This window comes from Exiguobacterium sp. s131, assembly GCF_018617345.1.
Lineage (GTDB): Bacteria > Bacillota > Bacilli > Exiguobacteriales > Exiguobacteriaceae > Exiguobacterium > Exiguobacterium profundum.
The window spans coordinates 1,454,720-1,470,673 of sequence record NZ_JACSJX010000001.1 but is presented as its reverse complement, the minus strand read 5'-3'; the positions used below and the strand labels follow the sequence as shown (position 1 = coordinate 1,470,673).

Below are 15,954 nucleotides of genomic sequence, written 5' to 3'. Positions count from 1 at the left end.
AATGCGGAAATGAGAAAGAATTGAGGTTGAAATTGGTGATGAATGATTATGCCATCTTTGTAAAAAAGTTTTATATCAAGTCGGGTATTGACTTGAACTTATATAAAGAGGCGCAGATGAAGCGCCGTATGGTCGCACTACGCGAAAAGAAGGGGTATGCATCGTTTTTGGAGTATTTGAAGGCGATGGATACAGATCGTCAACTTTATGAAGAGTTTCTCGACCGAATGACAATCAATGTGAGTGAATTTTATCGCAACCCGATTCGTTGGCAACAGCTTGAAGAGGATATCCTCCCGCATCTGATTCGCTCGAGTCAAGGGAAACTTCGCGTATGGAGTGCTGCCTGTTCAACCGGAGAAGAGCCATACTCACTTGCCATGTTGTTGTCGAAACATCTTGCCCCATCTCAATTTTCAATTATGGCTACGGACTTAGATGATGTCGTCATCGAAAAAGCGAAGCAAGGAAAGTACCATGAACGGGCGCTCATCGATTTGCCGGAGGAGTTTCAGAAGCGCTACTTTACCCGTCGTGGCGACGACTATTATATTTCAGATGAGATCAAGCAACTCGTGACATTTAAGAAGCATAACTTGTTAGCGGATGTGTACGAACGTAACTTTGATTTGATCGTCTGTCGAAATGTCTTGATCTACTTCACTGAAGAGGCGAAAGAGAAGGTATATACGTCATTCCAACGGGCGTTACGTCCAGGAGGGATGCTATTTGTCGGTGGAACGGAACAAATTTTCCAACCGAAACGTTACGGCTATGCAATGAAGCAAAGTTTCTTTTATGAAAAAATAGATGGATGAGGTGATCGGATGCGTTATTTGACAGCTGGTGAATCACATGGTCCCGGTCTGACGGTCATCATTGAAGGTTCCCCAGCCGGACTCGCGATCGATATTGCGCAAATCAATGCAGAGTTAAAAAAACGTCAATCGGGTTACGGTAGAGGGCGCCGCATGCAAATCGAGTCCGACCAGGTAGAAGTTCGCTCGGGCATACGGCATGGCGTGACCACAGGTGCACCCATCACATTTTGGATTGAGAATAAAGACCATACGCATTGGAAACACGTCATGCAGGCTGAACCGATTGGAAGCGATATCGAAGTGAAACGCCGCGTCTCTCGACCGAGACCTGGACATGCTGACCTGGTCGGTGGGATGAAATACGACCATCGAGACTTACGTGACGTATTGGAGCGCTCAAGCGCTAGGGAAACAGCAGCTCGTGTAGCGGTCGGGGCTTTCTGTAAGCAACTCCTTCAACAAGTAGGGGTATCCCTCTTTAGTTATGTCAAAGTGATTGGTGGGGAACGGGCGGAGTCGTGCACATTTGATTCGCTTCAAGAAGCACAAGCGGTCGTTGATGCCTCACCGGTACGTACGTTAGATGAAGAGGCCGCGTTGCGGATGATGCGTCGCATCGATGAGGCAAAGGCAAATGGAGACTCGATTGGTGGAATCGTGTGTACAGAAGTACATGGTGTTGTACCGGGACTTGGCTCGTATGTGCAGTATGACCGTAAACTGGATGCGAAAATCGCACAAGCGGTCATGAGTGTCAACGCATTTAAAGGTGTTGAATTCGGTGAAGGGTTTGAAATGGCGTATCGTCCGGGTTCTGAAGTGATGGACCCGATCGCATACGGGAATGATGGGTATACGCGACTCAGTAACCATCTCGGTGGATTTGAGGGGGGCATGACTACGGGGATGCCAATCCTTTGTTCAGCCGTCATGAAACCCATTCCTACGCTCTATAAACCCTTACAATCGGTCGATATCGATACGAAAGAGGCATTTTTGGCTCAAATCGAGCGGAGTGACTCGTGCGCTGTGCCTGCCGCTTCCCTTGTCGTTGAGGCAGTCATCGCATTTGAAGTCGCGAAGGAAATTTGTGAGACGTTCGGGCACGACACGATGGAACGAATCAAACATCGGGTCGATGAGTATCGGGAGGAGTTGCGAGTATGGTAACAATTTCAATCTCAGCATCGACCCCATACGAAGTCGTCTTGGACAATCAGGATCGTTGGATCGATTCAGTTGATTGGTCCAGTTATTCGATGTTATGGGTCGTTACGGATAAACATGTCGAGTCTCTTTACGGAGAGTCGTTCCGTTCTACGTTGAATCTGACCCATTCCCACGTCGTCTCGTCCGTCGTCGAAGCAGGTGATGCGTCGAAATCGCTATCTCAGCTCGAGCAGCTTGTCGCAGAAGGGTTGCGCCACGGATGTGACCGCCAAACACTGATTGTCGCCTTTGGCGGTGGAATGATCGGCGACTTGGCTGGTTTTCTAGCAAGTGTCTACATGCGAGGCGTTCCATACATACAAGTGCCGACGACGATTTTGGCTCACGATTCGGCCGTCGGAGGCAAAGTGGCAGTCAATCACCCCTTTGCGAAAAATGCAATCGGTTCGTTCTATCAACCGTCAGGCGTCTATTACAACGTCAGTCGACTGAATACCTTGCCCGTCCAGGAAGTGCGAAGCGGTCTCGGTGAGTTATTGAAACATGCGTACTTATCACGTTACGTCCTCGAATCTTCTTTCGAGGACGACTTGTTTTTAGACTTGAGCGAGAATGAGCGATTGGATTGGGTGTCGTGGCTTGCCCGTGGGATTCGAGTGAAACAAACCATTGTCGAGACGGACGAGCGAGAACAAGGCATTCGTGCTTGGCTTAACTTCGGGCATACGTTCGGTCATGCCCTCGAATCGGTGGAAGCCTATCGTATCCCACATGGGGAAGCGGTTTTACACGGGATGGTGTTCGCTTTCCTCGTGTCAGGAGATGAAGTTCGAGCGAAGCGATTGTTCAATTGGATGCGTTCGAACGACGTCACGCCGATCGATTGGCAACCATTCGACCACTACGTGGAAAAAATGATGCTGGATAAAAAGAACCGTCATGGTGTAATTCGTTTTGTGTTACTTCGTGAAACGATCACTGTGGAGTCGGTACAGCACGAACATCTTCGACATACGTTTGAACAGATGAAAGGATGGTGGGAACGATGAGTTTAAACGGTTCTATCCGTGTACCGAGTGATAAATCCATCACACATCGGGCACTGTTATTCGGGATGATGGCGAACGGGACGACGCACGTGCGAAATCCACTCCTCGGTGCCGATTGTCGTTCGACGCTCGAGGTGATTCGATCACTTGGAGCCGACGTGACAGAACTGCAAGACGAACTAGTCATTAAAGGCATCGAGTCTCCGCGCTCGGCACGTCTAGACTGTGGGAATTCAGGTACGACGATGCGTCTACTGATCGGACTCTTGTCCGGCTATAACGGGTCGTTTGAGCTCGTAGGCGATGAATCGTTATCTAGACGTCCGATGCGCCGCGTTACCGAGCCTTTACGAAACATGGGTGCACATGTGACCGGGGATATGGCGCCTCTCGTCATCGAAGGGACGGGGCTTCGATCGATTGACTATACGTTACCGGTCGCGAGCGCCCAAGTGAAGTCGGCCGTCCTACTCGCCGGCTTACGTGCCTCGGGTACGACGGTTGTTCGAGAACCGATGTTGTCACGAGACCATACCGAGCGCATGTTGCCCCTATTCGGTGCGAAGCTGTCGATTGTAAACGAAGAAGGGTTACGCGTCATCCGTGTCGAACCCTCGACATTGACCGGATGTACGGTCGACGTACCGGCAGACCCGTCATCGGCTGCGTTTTTCTGGGCAGGGGCAGCCATGGTGGCAGATAGTTCGGTTACGACGAAGGACGTCTGTTTGAATGAGACACGGATTGGATTTTTACGTACGCTTGAACGGATGGGTGCGAATGTCGTTATTTCGAACGAACGATTGGTCGGTGAAGAACGAGTCGGAGACGTCACAGTCACGACGAGTGAGCTAACCGGCACAGTCGTCGAAAAGGATTTAATTCCTTCACAGATTGATGAATTACCCCTGTTCGCACTCGTCGCCTCTCAAGCGAATTCACCGTCCATCGTGAAAGACGCAGAGGAACTGCGCGTGAAAGAAACTGACCGGATTGACGTGGTCGTCTCAGAACTACGGAAGTTAGGTGTGGACATCGTCGGCACTGAGGACGGATTCATCGTCAATCCGAGTCGCCTTCATGGAGGAGATGTCTCGACTTACGGAGACCATCGCTTGTCCATGATGTTACAGATTGCGTCACTCATGACCGATGAAGCCGTTCACATCGAGGGGATCGAGGCATCCGATGTCAGTTATCCTCGATTCCGTGAAGATTTACAACGGGTTCAACGTAAGATAGAATAACGACAAACCGAAGCCCAGGAGGACGAACCATGCTAGATGAATCAGCTTTAACACATATAATCGAGATGCTTGAGTCAGGTGAGACGGAACATGCACTCATGCATTTAGAAGAACTTGAGAAGGAAGGGTCGGATGATGACCGTTTAGCTATCGCTGACCTCTATTTAGAGTTAGGTCTTGCCGACCGAGCGACAGCCGTTCTCTCAAAGCTATACGTCGACTATGAGGGAGACCCGAATGTCGCCTTATCGCTAGCGGAAGCGTATTTGGATAGTGACCGTGAAGAGGAAGCGATTGCCGTGCTTGAAAAAATCAAATCGGATGACGCAGATACGCAAGTGAGGAGCCTCGTCCTCCTCGCTGACCTGTATCAATCGCAAGGATTGGATGAAGTGGCAGTGAAGAAACTGATGGAGGCGCTCGAGAAAAATCCGGATGAACCTTTACTCATTTATGGATTGGCTGAATTGTATGCCTCGACCGGTTCATTTGAACAAGCCATTCCACTCTATGCGCGACTTCCGAAGATGAAGTTGCCGGCTGAAATCGACTATCAAGCGGATTACGCGGAGGCCCTCACGATGGTCGGGTCGTTTGAAGAGGCGCTCGAGGAATACGAGCGGGCCACACATCGTGATTTGAATACCGTCTTCGGTCATGCGATGACGGCTCATCGGATCGGACGTGAGGAAGTGGCGATCAAGCAGTTCAAAGAGCTTCAGGCGATGGACCCAGACTTCACGTCGCTCTACTTGCCTTATACCGAGGCACTCGATGCAATCGGGCAAACGGAAGAGGCCATCGAGATCGTCGATCAAGGCATCACGCGCGACGATTATAATGATGAACTGCGGCACGTCAAAGCAAGGCTGCTTCTCAAACTCGGAAATCGGGACGGTGCCATTAAAGAACTGCGTGAGGCGCTCGTGTTAAATCCAGAATCGTTACAAGCGACAGAATTGCTCTTGTCGATTTTATTTGAAGCAGGAGAATTCGATGACGTTCTCGAAACCATCGATGCACTAGAAGATCATACGACGTCGCCGCTCATGACATGGTACAAGGCGAAGGCGAAATATGAGCTCGAAGCGTATGACGAAGCGGTCAGTCTGTATGCCTCAATTGAGCCGATGATGAAAGAGGACGTGTCATTTGTGACGGAATGGGCTACACTGTTGATAGAGGAAGGTCGTAGACAAGATGCGCGACGTGTGGTCGAGCAATCGCTTGCATTGGTGGTCGATCTCGATGATCGCCAATTGCTCGAAGAACAGCTCGAACAATTGTCTGATGACGTAGAATGAATAAGGGAAGGGAATGAGGTTAGATGGTCGAGCGGAAACGTAATTTTTTGAAGCGATTCGTCGCTCATCATACGCTTCGGAAACGTGAAGCAAAGTGGATTCTTGACTATTGGTTAAGACATCCTGAAAAGCTTGGCAACGTTCATTTCGTGACAAACGCTTCAGTCTCACCACGAAGTCTCGTGATGACAGCGTACGGGTTTGACGGTGAACCGTTTCGATACCGACGGGGAGACCTTGTGACCATGAATCCTGAGAAGGCTTATCATGACATCCGTCTACACGATGGGCCAATCTATGTAGAGTTAAATTTTCAAGGCATGATGATCGATGAGAACTGGGTCGACATCGTCGAACAGAATCCGTTTGAACCAGTGGCAGAAGTGAGAGACGAAGTCTCTTCCTCTGCTCAAACGGTCATTCAAGCATCGGTTGCTCAATTTGAAGAAGAGCGATTGCTGATTGAAATCGATAAAGCGCTCGACCGACGAGACGAGAATTTATTCCGCAATCTGACGACTCAACTTCATCAAGTGCGAGCATCTAAATTATTTTGAAAAAAAACAAGCGCTTCCGTTCCGGTAGGCGCTTGTTTTTTGGTATATTAATTACGTAGGAATACACATTTATTTCACAGTTCGTTCATAACTTTGAAAGGTGAGCGAAGTCATGTACGCTACAATAGACATGATGAGATATGAAGGAGAGGAGGGAAAAGATGAGGTTCGATAGTCAAGGGGCACTCCGCTCGATTGCCGAACGACAATACGTCGATACGCTCATCGTTCCGCTCGCAGAATTGGCGTTTGGTGAAGATATGGTTCGTAAAGCCGAAAGCTATGAAGTGATTCATGCCGTCACGGCTGAGACAGAACGTCAATTATCTGGTCGAACGATGCTCAGCCCGACCATCAGTTACACCGATGTGGAAGCTGGTGTGAAGTTGGCGCAGGATGTGGTGGCGAAAGCAAATTCATCCGGATTTTCTCACGTATTGTTTATCGCGTCAGACGTCCGTTTCAAAGCATTTGATTTGCCGGTTTTGTTCGTACCGCCGCTCGCGCTTGGATCGATGTCAAGCGATCAGGCGCACACGATGGTCCAGAATTTTGCGACGCAAGTCATCACGGAACTTTCGAGCCGTTGGATGGCGACATGAAGCGGTTGACGTAGAGGTTTTATTGATATACTATTTTGTTGAGTGAGAAATTTTTGTGAAGAATGCATAAAGAATTATGGGGTTATGCACACGAATGAGGGGGGAACGAAATGGCTCAAAATGGGTCAAAAGTCACGCGCCGTCAGTTCTTAACGTACACATTGACTGGAGTAGGTGGCTTTATGGCGGCAACATTGATCAGTCCGATGGTCAACTTTGCGATTGATCCGGTTTTGAAAAAATCCGGTGCAGGCGACAAAGTAAAAGTAATGAGTCTTGATGACATCACGACTGAGCCGCAACGTGTCGACTTTAAGAAACAAACACAAGATGCTTGGTATGAATTTGAAGAAACGCTTTCAGCATGGGTTTACAAAACAGATAGTGGCGAGATTGTCGCGCTTTCTCCGATTTGTACACACCTAGGTTGTCAGGTAGCCTACGCTGGTGACCCGACTCGTCCAACAGAATTCTTCTGTCCATGTCATTTGGGACGTTATGAAAAAGATGGAACCAACATCCCAGGTACACCACCGACAGCACCGCTTGCACGTTATGAAAAAGAAGAAAAAGACGGCTTCCTATATCTAGGTAGTCCAGTCGCTCAGTAATGAGAGGGGGAACTAGCCGATGTTACAAAAAATTTATGACTGGGTCGATGAACGCGTAGACATCACACCGCTCTGGCGCGATATCGCAGACCATGAAGTACCGGAACACGTCAACCCTGCTCATCACTTCTCTGCATTTGTCTATTGTTTTGGCGGTTTGACGTTCTTTACAATCGTCATACAGATCCTTTCAGGGATGTTCTTGACGATGTATTACGTACCAGACATCATCAACGCGCACGCGTCGGTATATTATTTGCAAAATGAGATCGCACACGGACAAATCGTTCGTGGGATGCACCACTGGGGCGCATCTGTAGCCATCGTCATGTTATTCTTACATACGCTCCGCGTGTTCTTCACGGGATCGTATAAGAAGCCACGTGAGCTCAACTGGGTCGTTGGTGTTCTCTTGTTCTTCGTCGTCTTGGCGCTCGGACTCACGGGATACTTGCTTCCATGGGACATGAAGGCATTGTTCGCAACGAAAGTTACGCTTCAAATCGCTGAAAGTGTACCGGTTATCGGTGGTATTGCGAAGACACTTCTCGCTGGTGGTGAGATTGTCGGGGCGAGCACACTCGCACGATTCTTTGCAATTCACGTCTTCTTCTTACCGGCGGCATTGTTCGGACTATTGGGAGCCCACTTCTTGATGATTCGTAAACAAGGGGTTTCTGGACCGCTATAAGCCGATTCGAGGAGAAAAAGGAGGAGAAACGATATGCATCGCGGTAAAGGGATGAAATTTGTAACCGACTCTCGAGTAGGAATCTCGAATCGGAAACAAAACATTGCAAAAGACTATTCAGAATACCCAGGACGCACAGAGGCGTTCTGGCCGAACTTCTTGCTTAAAGAGTGGATGGTAGGGTCGGTCTTCTTGATCGGATTCATCGCTTTGACAATTGTCGAGGCACCACCGCTTCAAAATATCGCCGATCCAACGAACACGTCATACATTCCGTTGCCGGACTGGTATTTCTTGTTCTTGTATCAATTACTCAAATATCAATTCGCTGCTGGGGACTGGATCTTACTTGGTACAGTCATTATTCCAGGCTTGGCGTTCACGGCACTTCTCGTTGCACCATGGCTTGACCAAGGTCTCGAGCGTCGACCGGCGAAACGTCCAGTCGCGATCAGTTTCATGTTACTTGGAATTCTCTCGGTCTTCTACTTGACTTGGGAATCTGTTCAAACGACACACTGGGATCAAGTCCATGCACAAGGTGAGCTTCAAATTCCAGGCGAAGGTCCTGAAATCGATACAGCGGCTCCAGGATATGAGATTTATTCAGCTCAATCTTGCGTCAACTGTCACGGTCAAAACCTAGAAGGTGGAGCAGCGGCTCCAGCACTCGTCGGCACACAGTATACGGCTGAAGAAATCGCGGAAATCGCGGTCAACGGTGTCGGTACGATGCCAGCTGGTCAGTGGGACGGTTCAGATGAAGATCTCCAAGCCATGTCTGAGTTCATCGCTTCATACGGTGAAGGCGGCGAAAATAACAAGTAAGTCTTCAAGTGTAGCCTGGATATCGGGCTACACTTTTTTACTTCTGCACGACGCATACGATAAACTGAAGAAAAAGGATTGAGATAATGAACCCCATGTTTTTAAAACCGTTCTTGATGCATCGGATTGTACTGACTGTTTTATTGATCATCAACTTGGGAGGGACGATTTACGGATATATCTGGTATGAGCCTCAATTGCGTGACACACCGTACATCTATTGGCTGTTCGTACCGGATAGTCCGACGGCATCATTTTTCTTTACGATTGTTCTCGGACTTTGGTTAGCTAACAAGCGCTCCTCGTTGTTCGAGACACTCGCCTTCATCACGTTGGTCAAATACGGGGTCTGGGCCGTGATCATGAACATCATGTATCTCGGTACGTTACCACCGGATGCGCCGACCTTGACCATCCTAATGGCTGTCATGTTGATGGTCTCTCATGGTGCGATGGCGCTTCAAGCACTCATCTACGCACCATTCATGAAATGGACCATTACTTCGTTTGTCTGTTCATTGATTTGGGTAATTCATAATGACGTCGTCGATTATGTGCTCGGTCAATGGCCGCGCTATCCGTCACTCGCGGAACATATCATGTGGATTGGCTACGGCTCTTTCTGGTTGACCGGATTATGTTTTTTTATGGGATATGCGTTCGTACTACGCCCATCACTTGAAAATAAGGTCATAAGAATGTAAAATCAAATTATCAAATACATGCAGAGGTGAAATAGAAAATGTCATTAGGTGGCTATATTTTCTATCTTGCACTGATCATGCTCATCCCCTTATGGGCCCAGATGCGAGTGAAAAGTACGTATAAGCAGTTTTTGAAACAACCGCTCCAAAGCGGTGTCACAGGTGCACAGGTCGCTGATTTCATCATGAAACAAAACGGTGTGCACAACGTGAGAATCGAAATGGTCGATGGACTCATGAGCGACCACTATGACCCGGTCAATAAAGTCGTTCGTTTGTCTCGCGAAGTGTATCAAGGGTCGACAATCTCGTCTGCCGCGATCGCTGCGCACGAGATTGGTCACGTCATTCAAGATGCGACAGACTATAAGATGATGCGCGTCCGCCATAGTCTTGTTCCGGTCGTCAACATCACGTCGAACTTGTCTTTCCCATTGTTGCTCGGTGGTTTCTTATTCGGGGCACTCGGGTTGGCTCAACTCGGTGTCATCATGATGCTCGGGGCGGTCGTGTTCCAGTTGATCACGTTACCGGTCGAGTTCGATGCATCGAAACGAGCGATGGCGCAATTGACGTCTCACGGAATCGTGACGGCGACAGAAGAGACTGGTGCACGTAAAGTGTTGAATGCCGCGGCTTGGACTTACGTCGCTGCAACGCTCGTTGCGGTTGCCGAACTCATTCGTTTGGCACTCATCGTCTTTATGCCACGTGAGGAATAGGATTGAATGGAATCCCGTCGGTAGGCGGGATTTTTTAATTTTTTGTTGAAAGGAAATGTTGTCAATGAAACCGAAGCTGACCGAGACGGGTCATCACCAATTGACAAATCGACTTGCGATGCTAAGAAGAGAGCGGACGGATGCGCGTGAACGGTTGCGGACAGCTCGAAAGTTTTGTGATTTCCGCGAAGACGTCACCTACACTGAAGCGGTACGTCAATATGAGCGGATCGAGGCGGATATATTAGAACTGAATCGCCTCCTTGACGACGCGACCATCGTCGAATCCGTTCAGTCGGAAGTCGTGACGTTCGGAAATCAGGTCGTGATTCGGGAAATGCAACAAGAAGAGACCGAGCGCTATCGAATCGTGAGTGAGGCAGAAGCGGATCTAGAACGAGGAAGCATCTCCGTGACATCGCCACTCGGTCGTCGTTTGATGGGTGCGAAAATTGGTCAAACAATTCAAATCGAAACGCCAGGAGGTACGATTCAAGTCGAGGTGCTCCACATCGAACCATAAAAAATCGCCCGTTCATCCCTGTGAACGAGGCGATTTTTTTGCTTATTTCAAAGGCATCCGATTTTCATCGAACGTAAACCCTTCGCCCCCGACTTCATACACGTGATGGAACGTGACGAACGCATGCGGGTCGATCTGTTTGACGATTGTCTTCAAACGGTTCACTTCGTTACGGCCGACGACGACATATAAGACCTCGAGTTCTCGGTTCGAATAACCGCCTTTCGCGAGCAGTCGGGTCGTGCCGCGGTTCATCGTCGCATGAATACCGTCGGCGATAGCAGTGCGGTGGTCACTGATGATCATCGCCGCTTTACCGGCATACGTTCCTTCTTGCATCGAGTCGATGACGCGTGCCCCGATATAGACGGCGAGGAGTGTGTACATCGCCTCTCGAATGTCGAGGTATGTCAAACTGAGGACGATGACAAAGAAGTCAAAGATGAGAAACGTCTTCCCAATCGACCAGCCGATATAGCGTTGTACGAGTCGCGCGATGATATCGACGCCGCCCGTCGTCCCGCCATTGTTAAAGATGATGCCAAGACCGACTCCGATGAAGAGACCGGCGAACAAACTGGCGAGCACCATGTCATCCGTCAAGTCGATGACGAGCGTCGAATACTTGGCGATGAGTGCGTACCAAAGTGAAAAGGAGAACGTCCCGATTAGTGTATAAACGAAAGTCGTTCGACCTAACAACTTGTAACTCATGAAAAAAAGCGGGATGTTTAGTGCCAAGTTCGTGACAGAAGGTGAGATATCAAATAGTCCGCGGAGAATCAATGTGATCCCGGTGAACCCACCCTCGGCCAAATTGTTTTGGACGTTGAAGTGATAAACGCCGAATGCAAAAATAAAAGAACCTATTAAGATAAAAATAATATTTCGAACACGAATCGGTAATTGTACCGTCATCAGGTTCACCTCCCCTTAGATAGAGTACTCGAAAAACAGTTCGATTGACTACCCTGAACATATGACATTCAGAAACGAGTCGGCTATACTTTTCAAAGAAGAGGTGATGTAGATGAAAGTTGTAGCCATCGGGGCACATCCGGACGATATCGAAATCGGGATCGCCGGCATGACCGCCCAATGGACGAAAGAGAAGACTGAGGTCGTGTACGTCGATTTGACGAGAGCGGAACTTTCTTCAAATGGTGATGTAGAAACGAGACGACAGGAGGCAAGTGCGGCTGATGACGTGCTTGGTGTCCGTCGAATCAATCTAGGATTTAAAGACCGGGGGATTGACGGGGGAGAAGAGCAGCTCGAGGCAATCGTTTCCTTGATTCGCCGTGAGCGCCCAACCCACTTGCTCTATCCATATGAGGTCGACCGCCATCCGGACCATGCGGCCTGCGCCCATCTCGTGACAGAGGCGCTGTTTAATGCCGGGATTCGGAAGTACTTACCCGAACTCGAGGCATATCGTCCGGAAAGTGTGTACCAATATATGATCAATGCTCACGTCGAACCGGATGTGTGCGTGGATATTAGTGACACGATCGAAGTGAAGACACGGGCGCTTCAATGTTACGCGAGTCAGTTCACCCCGGTCGATGGGGTGAAGACACCGCTCACCGATGCGTACGTGGAACGGGTCATCGCCCGTGAACGCCATTTTGGGAGCTTGATTGGCGTCGCTTATGCGGAAGGCTTGAAGCGCGTTCGACCGTATGTCGTAAAACAGGCAGGTGAGCTCGCATGACATATCGGATTGGGATTCTGTGTTATCCATCGGTCGGAGGCTCTGGGATATTGGCGACAGAGCTCGGCATGAAGCTTGCGGACCGAGGACATGACGTTCATTTCATTACGAGCAGCATGCCGTTTCGTTTGAACGCCTATCACCCGAATATCACGTTCCATCAAGTCGAAATCAATCAATATTCGGTCTTTCGGTATCCGCCGTACGACATGACGCTCTCAGCGAAAATCGCGAGCGTCATCCAATCGTTCGGGCTTGATGTCATCCATGCACACTATGCCGTACCGCATGCCGTTTGTGCCGCGCTTGGTCGCGAGATGGCGGGAGTGAAGACTCCGATCGTGTCGACGTTACACGGGACCGATATTACCGTGCTCGGTGAGGACGAGGAACTGAAACCGGCCATTCTTTATGGATTGCGCCAATCGAACGCGATCACGGCGGTCTCGCATAGTTTGAAACGAGAGACAGAAGAGCGGATTGCCAGTGATTTACCGATCCAAGTCATCCATAACTTCATCGATGAATCGGTGTATACGCCTCAACTCGACCCGACACTCCGGGAACGGTACGGCTTGTCGGATGAGGACCGGGTCGCCATCCACATTTCAAACTTCCGTCCTGTCAAACGCGTCGACCTCGTCCTTGAGGCGTTCGATCAGATGGATGTTCCGAATAAGAAACTATTGCTCGTCGGAGACGGTCCGCTCATGGGTGCGATGCGTCGACTCGTTACGGAAATGGGGCTTGAAGAGCAGGTCATTTTTGCCGGGAAACAAGAACAAGTCGCCGCACTTCTGGCAATCAGTGACGTTCACGTCCTGTTATCAGACAAGGAGGCGTTCGGTCTCGTAGCGCTCGAGGCAATGGCGACAGGTGTGCCCTCTGTCGTGAGCGATGCGGGTGGGCTACCTGAAGTGATCACGGACGGTGAGGACGGTTTCGTCGTTCCAAAAGGGGATGCGAGCCAGGCCGCCTCTGCGATGGAGCGGCTCTTGACCGATCGTGAGCTTCGAGAACGGTTCCGACAAAATGGATTGGTGAAATCCCGGCGTTTCGCCTCACATGACATCGTGACCGAATATGAGCGCTTGTATGAACAGGTGGTGACATCATGACAGAATGGGAACATGCAAAACAAATCATCGACACCATCGAACAGCATGGGGGCGAGGCGTATATCGTCGGTGGTGCTGTTCGGGATTACGTGCTCGGGAGTCTGCCCGATGATATCGATTTGGCGACGTCCCTCTTCCCGGAGGAGGTGATGGCGCTGTTCCCGAAGTCGGTTCCGACCGGTATTGAACATGGGACCGTCACGGTCATTATTGACCACCATCCGTTCGAAGTGACGACATTCCGTTCAGAAGGGTCATATTCGGATTCGAGACGACCGGACCATGTCGCACTCGGGGTGTCGCTTGAAGAGGATCTATTACGAAGGGACTTCACGATGAACGCGATGGCGTTCCATGATGGGCGAGTGGTCGATTTATTCGGTGGCCAACATGATTTAGAGGAACGAATCATCCGAACAGTCGGCAGTCCGTTTGAACGGTTTGGAGAGGACGCGCTTCGCATCATGCGCGCTCTTCGCTTCATGTCACAGCTCGACTTCACCTTACATGACGAGTTGCGGGAAGCGGCGAGCGGGCTCGGTCATAAGCTCGAACAGATTGCGATGGAGCGTATCGCAATCGAATTCGAGAAACTGTTGACGGGACCTGCGTACAAGAAAGCACTAGGTGAGATGGTCGAGCTCGGCATTCATCGTCATTTACCAAACGTGACGACCGAACTGATGCAGCGTGTCCAAGAGGACAATCGGACCCCTGTGAACGCGGTCAGCGGGTGGGCACTCTTTCTCTATCATGCACAGGATGACGGCTGGCTATCGCCATGGAAACGGTCGAACGCCATCAAACGGGAGGCACGCACACTTGCACAGCTCTGTGAGACAGGGCTTGACCGGATGACGATTTATGCGACGGATGAACAGACGCTCTCCACTTATTTCCGAATGAACGGGGAGAGAGACCGAAGCCGTGAACTGAAACAGTCGCTCCCGATGACTTCAAGGAAAGAGTTAAAGTTTAACGGCCGGGACGCCTTAGCGCTCGGGGCACGAGGGGAAGCGATCAAGCATCTGTTAGCCGACCTCGAACGACGCGTCATCTTAAACGAGTTACCGAACCATGAGACAGTATTGAAAGAGGAGGCGAAACGATGGCTTCAACGCGCGGGCGTGTTCTGACGCTATTACAAGATGGTGAAGTATGGAGTGGCCAAGAGTTGGCCCGTCAATTAAATATTTCACGTACCGCTATTTGGAAACATATCGAAACGCTTAAGCAAGACGGTTATGCGATTCATACGATCCCAAGAAAAGGATACCAATTGCTTGAGCAAAGTGACCGATTCGATGAACCGGCGTTTGCGTCATATCGGAAGGGACGGTTCGGTCAAATCGTCCATGCGTTTGACCAAATCGACACGACACAACGAATCGCCCATGAGCTGGCGCAACAACACGTGCCAGAGGGGACGCTCGTCATGAGCGAGGAACAGACGGCAGGGCGCGGACAACTCGGTCGCAATTGGTACAATCCGAAGCACGTCAATATCGCGGCAAGTGTGATTTTAAGGCCGGAGTTGCCCATTCGCGACGCATCAAAGCTTACCTTGATGGCGGCGAGTGCGTTTGCGAAAGCGTTGAATGCACGTGACCTTGACGTGACCATCAAATGGCCAAACGATTTACTGCTAAATGGCAAGAAAATCGGAGGCATTCTGACAGAAATGCAAACGGAAGGTGACCGCATCCAAGCCGTCATTTTAGGGTTTGGAATGAATGTCAACGGCGATGACATTCCGACGGAGTTGGCGCACCGGGCGACCTCCCTGTATTTAGAGACCGGGACGCGGTATCATCGCAGTGAGTTATTGGCAGAACTGTTGGCAGAACTCGAGACCGAATACGATCGGTTCCTTGACGTGGGATTTGCGCCCGTTCGCTTGAACTGGATGAAACATGCCGCCTATTTAAATGAGTCGGTCACCTTGAGTGGGTCCCGGACGTCGCGAACAGGTGTCATGCGTGGCATCTCGGACGAGGGGGCGTTGCTACTCGAAGTGGATGGAACGGTCGAACCGGTCTATTCTGCTGAGATTGCAGTGTGGAATGATTGATGAAAGCGAGACCATCGACTATACTTAATGTGTCGGACGCTATCAATTTTTGAAGTGTACCGCGCTTGCAGACTGTCACATTCAGTTGTCTGCCTTGATCATTATGACAGGGACAGAAGGACACTAACTCATGAAAACCATGAATTTGTTTTTCGTGCGCCTTCTTGCCATCTGTGTAAGAAGGCGTTTATTCTTTCCTGTCTCCACGTTAAGGAGGAGAAA

18 protein-coding genes are annotated in these 15,954 nt (G+C 49.9%); 17 read left to right on the top strand and 1 reads right to left on the bottom strand.

The window, feature by feature from the left end:
- Positions 1-38 precede the first annotated feature (38 nt).
- From KNO69_RS07630 to KNO69_RS07570, 13 genes are all read left to right on the top strand, one after another.
- A complete protein-coding gene (locus KNO69_RS07630; protein ID WP_015881470.1) occupies positions 39-818 on the top strand; it encodes a CheR family methyltransferase in 780 nt (259 codons plus the stop codon).
- Between the two features lie 9 nt (positions 819-827).
- A complete protein-coding gene (gene aroC / locus KNO69_RS07625) occupies positions 828-1,991 on the top strand; it encodes a chorismate synthase (protein WP_214817203.1) in 1,164 nt (387 codons plus the stop codon).
- Entirely contained in the window at positions 1,985-3,040 is a 1,056-nt protein-coding gene (locus KNO69_RS07620) for a 3-dehydroquinate synthase (RefSeq protein WP_214817199.1), read from the top strand. Before aroC ends, KNO69_RS07620 begins: the two co-directional genes overlap by 7 nt.
- Entirely contained in the window at positions 3,037-4,287 is a 1,251-nt protein-coding gene (gene aroA, locus KNO69_RS07615; protein WP_214817196.1) for a 3-phosphoshikimate 1-carboxyvinyltransferase, read from the top strand. Before KNO69_RS07620 ends, aroA begins: the two co-directional genes overlap by 4 nt.
- 29 nt (positions 4,288-4,316) lie before the next feature.
- Positions 4,317-5,591 carry a tetratricopeptide repeat protein gene (locus KNO69_RS07610; protein ID WP_214684456.1) on the top strand — a complete coding sequence of 425 codons (1,275 nt, stop codon included), beginning with the start codon at positions 4,317-4,319 and terminating at the stop codon, positions 5,589-5,591.
- A gap of 23 nt (positions 5,592-5,614) precedes the next feature.
- Entirely contained in the window at positions 5,615-6,148 is a 534-nt protein-coding gene (locus tag KNO69_RS07605) for a ReoY family proteolytic degradation factor (RefSeq protein ID WP_015881475.1), read from the top strand.
- Positions 6,149-6,309: 161 nt separating this feature from the next.
- Positions 6,310-6,750, top strand: coding sequence for a YpiF family protein (locus KNO69_RS07600; RefSeq protein WP_015881476.1), 441 nt, complete (start codon positions 6,310-6,312; stop codon positions 6,748-6,750).
- A 110-nt stretch (positions 6,751-6,860) separates the two neighbouring features.
- Positions 6,861-7,361 carry a QcrA and Rieske domain-containing protein gene (locus KNO69_RS07595; RefSeq protein ID WP_015881477.1) on the top strand — a complete coding sequence of 167 codons (501 nt, stop codon included), beginning with the start codon at positions 6,861-6,863 and terminating at the stop codon, positions 7,359-7,361.
- A 19-nt stretch (positions 7,362-7,380) separates the two neighbouring features.
- Positions 7,381-8,052 carry a menaquinol-cytochrome c reductase cytochrome b subunit gene (gene qcrB, locus KNO69_RS07590; protein WP_015881478.1) on the top strand — a complete coding sequence of 224 codons (672 nt, stop codon included), beginning with the start codon at positions 7,381-7,383 and terminating at the stop codon, positions 8,050-8,052.
- Between the two features lie 33 nt (positions 8,053-8,085).
- Complete coding sequence (locus KNO69_RS07585) at positions 8,086-8,880, top strand: menaquinol-cytochrome c reductase cytochrome b/c subunit (RefSeq protein ID WP_015881479.1); 795 nt, start codon at positions 8,086-8,088, stop codon at positions 8,878-8,880.
- 86 nt (positions 8,881-8,966) lie between these two features.
- Complete coding sequence (locus KNO69_RS07580; RefSeq protein ID WP_214817194.1) at positions 8,967-9,584, top strand: DUF1405 domain-containing protein; 618 nt, start codon at positions 8,967-8,969, stop codon at positions 9,582-9,584.
- Between the two features lie 38 nt (positions 9,585-9,622).
- Entirely contained in the window at positions 9,623-10,306 is a 684-nt protein-coding gene (locus KNO69_RS07575) for a zinc metallopeptidase (RefSeq protein WP_015881481.1), read from the top strand.
- 64 nt (positions 10,307-10,370) lie between these two features.
- Complete coding sequence (locus tag KNO69_RS07570; RefSeq protein WP_214817192.1) at positions 10,371-10,829, top strand: GreA/GreB family elongation factor; 459 nt, start codon at positions 10,371-10,373, stop codon at positions 10,827-10,829.
- 42 nt (positions 10,830-10,871) lie between these two features.
- Here the strand turns inward: KNO69_RS07570 and KNO69_RS07565 are convergent, their stop codons facing one another.
- A complete protein-coding gene (locus tag KNO69_RS07565; RefSeq protein WP_015881483.1) occupies positions 10,872-11,747 on the bottom strand; it encodes a YitT family protein in 876 nt (291 codons plus the stop codon).
- Between the two features lie 112 nt (positions 11,748-11,859).
- Here KNO69_RS07565 and bshB1 point away from each other — a divergent pair, with 112 nt between their 5' ends.
- From bshB1 to KNO69_RS07545, 4 genes are read left to right on the top strand one after another with little or no spacing between them, the layout of a single operon-like run.
- Entirely contained in the window at positions 11,860-12,543 is a 684-nt protein-coding gene (bshB1, locus tag KNO69_RS07560; protein ID WP_015881484.1) for a bacillithiol biosynthesis deacetylase BshB1, read from the top strand.
- The gene (bshA, locus tag KNO69_RS07555) at positions 12,540-13,661 is read left to right on the top strand and encodes an N-acetyl-alpha-D-glucosaminyl L-malate synthase BshA (protein WP_214817190.1); all 1,122 of its coding nucleotides are present in this window, start codon (positions 12,540-12,542) and stop codon (positions 13,659-13,661) included. The genes bshB1 and bshA overlap by 4 nt, the downstream gene beginning before the upstream one ends.
- A complete protein-coding gene (locus KNO69_RS07550; protein WP_214817188.1) occupies positions 13,658-14,797 on the top strand; it encodes a CCA tRNA nucleotidyltransferase in 1,140 nt (379 codons plus the stop codon). The genes bshA and KNO69_RS07550 overlap by 4 nt, the downstream gene beginning before the upstream one ends.
- Positions 14,770-15,732: a biotin--[acetyl-CoA-carboxylase] ligase gene (locus KNO69_RS07545; RefSeq protein WP_078146751.1), complete on the top strand. Its 963-nt coding sequence runs from the start codon at positions 14,770-14,772 to the stop codon at positions 15,730-15,732. The genes KNO69_RS07550 and KNO69_RS07545 overlap by 28 nt, the downstream gene beginning before the upstream one ends.
- Positions 15,733-15,954 lie beyond the last annotated feature (222 nt).

Bases quoted from the DNA above. Each gene is read 5' to 3' on its own strand.
- KNO69_RS07630 (WP_015881470.1), top strand. From the start codon at position 39: ATGAATGATTATGCCATCTTTGTAAAAAAGTTTTATATCAAGTCGGGT.
- aroC (WP_214817203.1), top strand. From the start codon at position 828: ATGCGTTATTTGACAGCTGGTGAATCACATGGTCCCGGTCTGACGGTC.
- KNO69_RS07620 (WP_214817199.1), top strand. From the start codon at position 1,985: ATGGTAACAATTTCAATCTCAGCATCGACCCCATACGAAGTCGTCTTG.
- aroA (WP_214817196.1), top strand. From the start codon at position 3,037: ATGAGTTTAAACGGTTCTATCCGTGTACCGAGTGATAAATCCATCACA.
- KNO69_RS07610 (WP_214684456.1), top strand. From the start codon at position 4,317: ATGCTAGATGAATCAGCTTTAACACATATAATCGAGATGCTTGAGTCA.
- KNO69_RS07605 (WP_015881475.1), top strand. From the start codon at position 5,615: ATGGTCGAGCGGAAACGTAATTTTTTGAAGCGATTCGTCGCTCATCAT.
- KNO69_RS07600 (WP_015881476.1), top strand. From the start codon at position 6,310: ATGAGGTTCGATAGTCAAGGGGCACTCCGCTCGATTGCCGAACGACAA.
- KNO69_RS07595 (WP_015881477.1), top strand. From the start codon at position 6,861: ATGGCTCAAAATGGGTCAAAAGTCACGCGCCGTCAGTTCTTAACGTAC.
- qcrB (WP_015881478.1), top strand. From the start codon at position 7,381: ATGTTACAAAAAATTTATGACTGGGTCGATGAACGCGTAGACATCACA.
- KNO69_RS07585 (WP_015881479.1), top strand. From the start codon at position 8,086: ATGCATCGCGGTAAAGGGATGAAATTTGTAACCGACTCTCGAGTAGGA.
- KNO69_RS07580 (WP_214817194.1), top strand. From the start codon at position 8,967: ATGAACCCCATGTTTTTAAAACCGTTCTTGATGCATCGGATTGTACTG.
- KNO69_RS07575 (WP_015881481.1), top strand. From the start codon at position 9,623: ATGTCATTAGGTGGCTATATTTTCTATCTTGCACTGATCATGCTCATC.
- KNO69_RS07570 (WP_214817192.1), top strand. From the start codon at position 10,371: ATGAAACCGAAGCTGACCGAGACGGGTCATCACCAATTGACAAATCGA.
- KNO69_RS07565 (WP_015881483.1), bottom strand. From the start codon at position 11,747: ATGACGGTACAATTACCGATTCGTGTTCGAAATATTATTTTTATCTTA.
- bshB1 (WP_015881484.1), top strand. From the start codon at position 11,860: ATGAAAGTTGTAGCCATCGGGGCACATCCGGACGATATCGAAATCGGG.
- bshA (WP_214817190.1), top strand. From the start codon at position 12,540: ATGACATATCGGATTGGGATTCTGTGTTATCCATCGGTCGGAGGCTCT.
- KNO69_RS07550 (WP_214817188.1), top strand. From the start codon at position 13,658: ATGACAGAATGGGAACATGCAAAACAAATCATCGACACCATCGAACAG.
- KNO69_RS07545 (WP_078146751.1), top strand. From the start codon at position 14,770: ATGGCTTCAACGCGCGGGCGTGTTCTGACGCTATTACAAGATGGTGAA.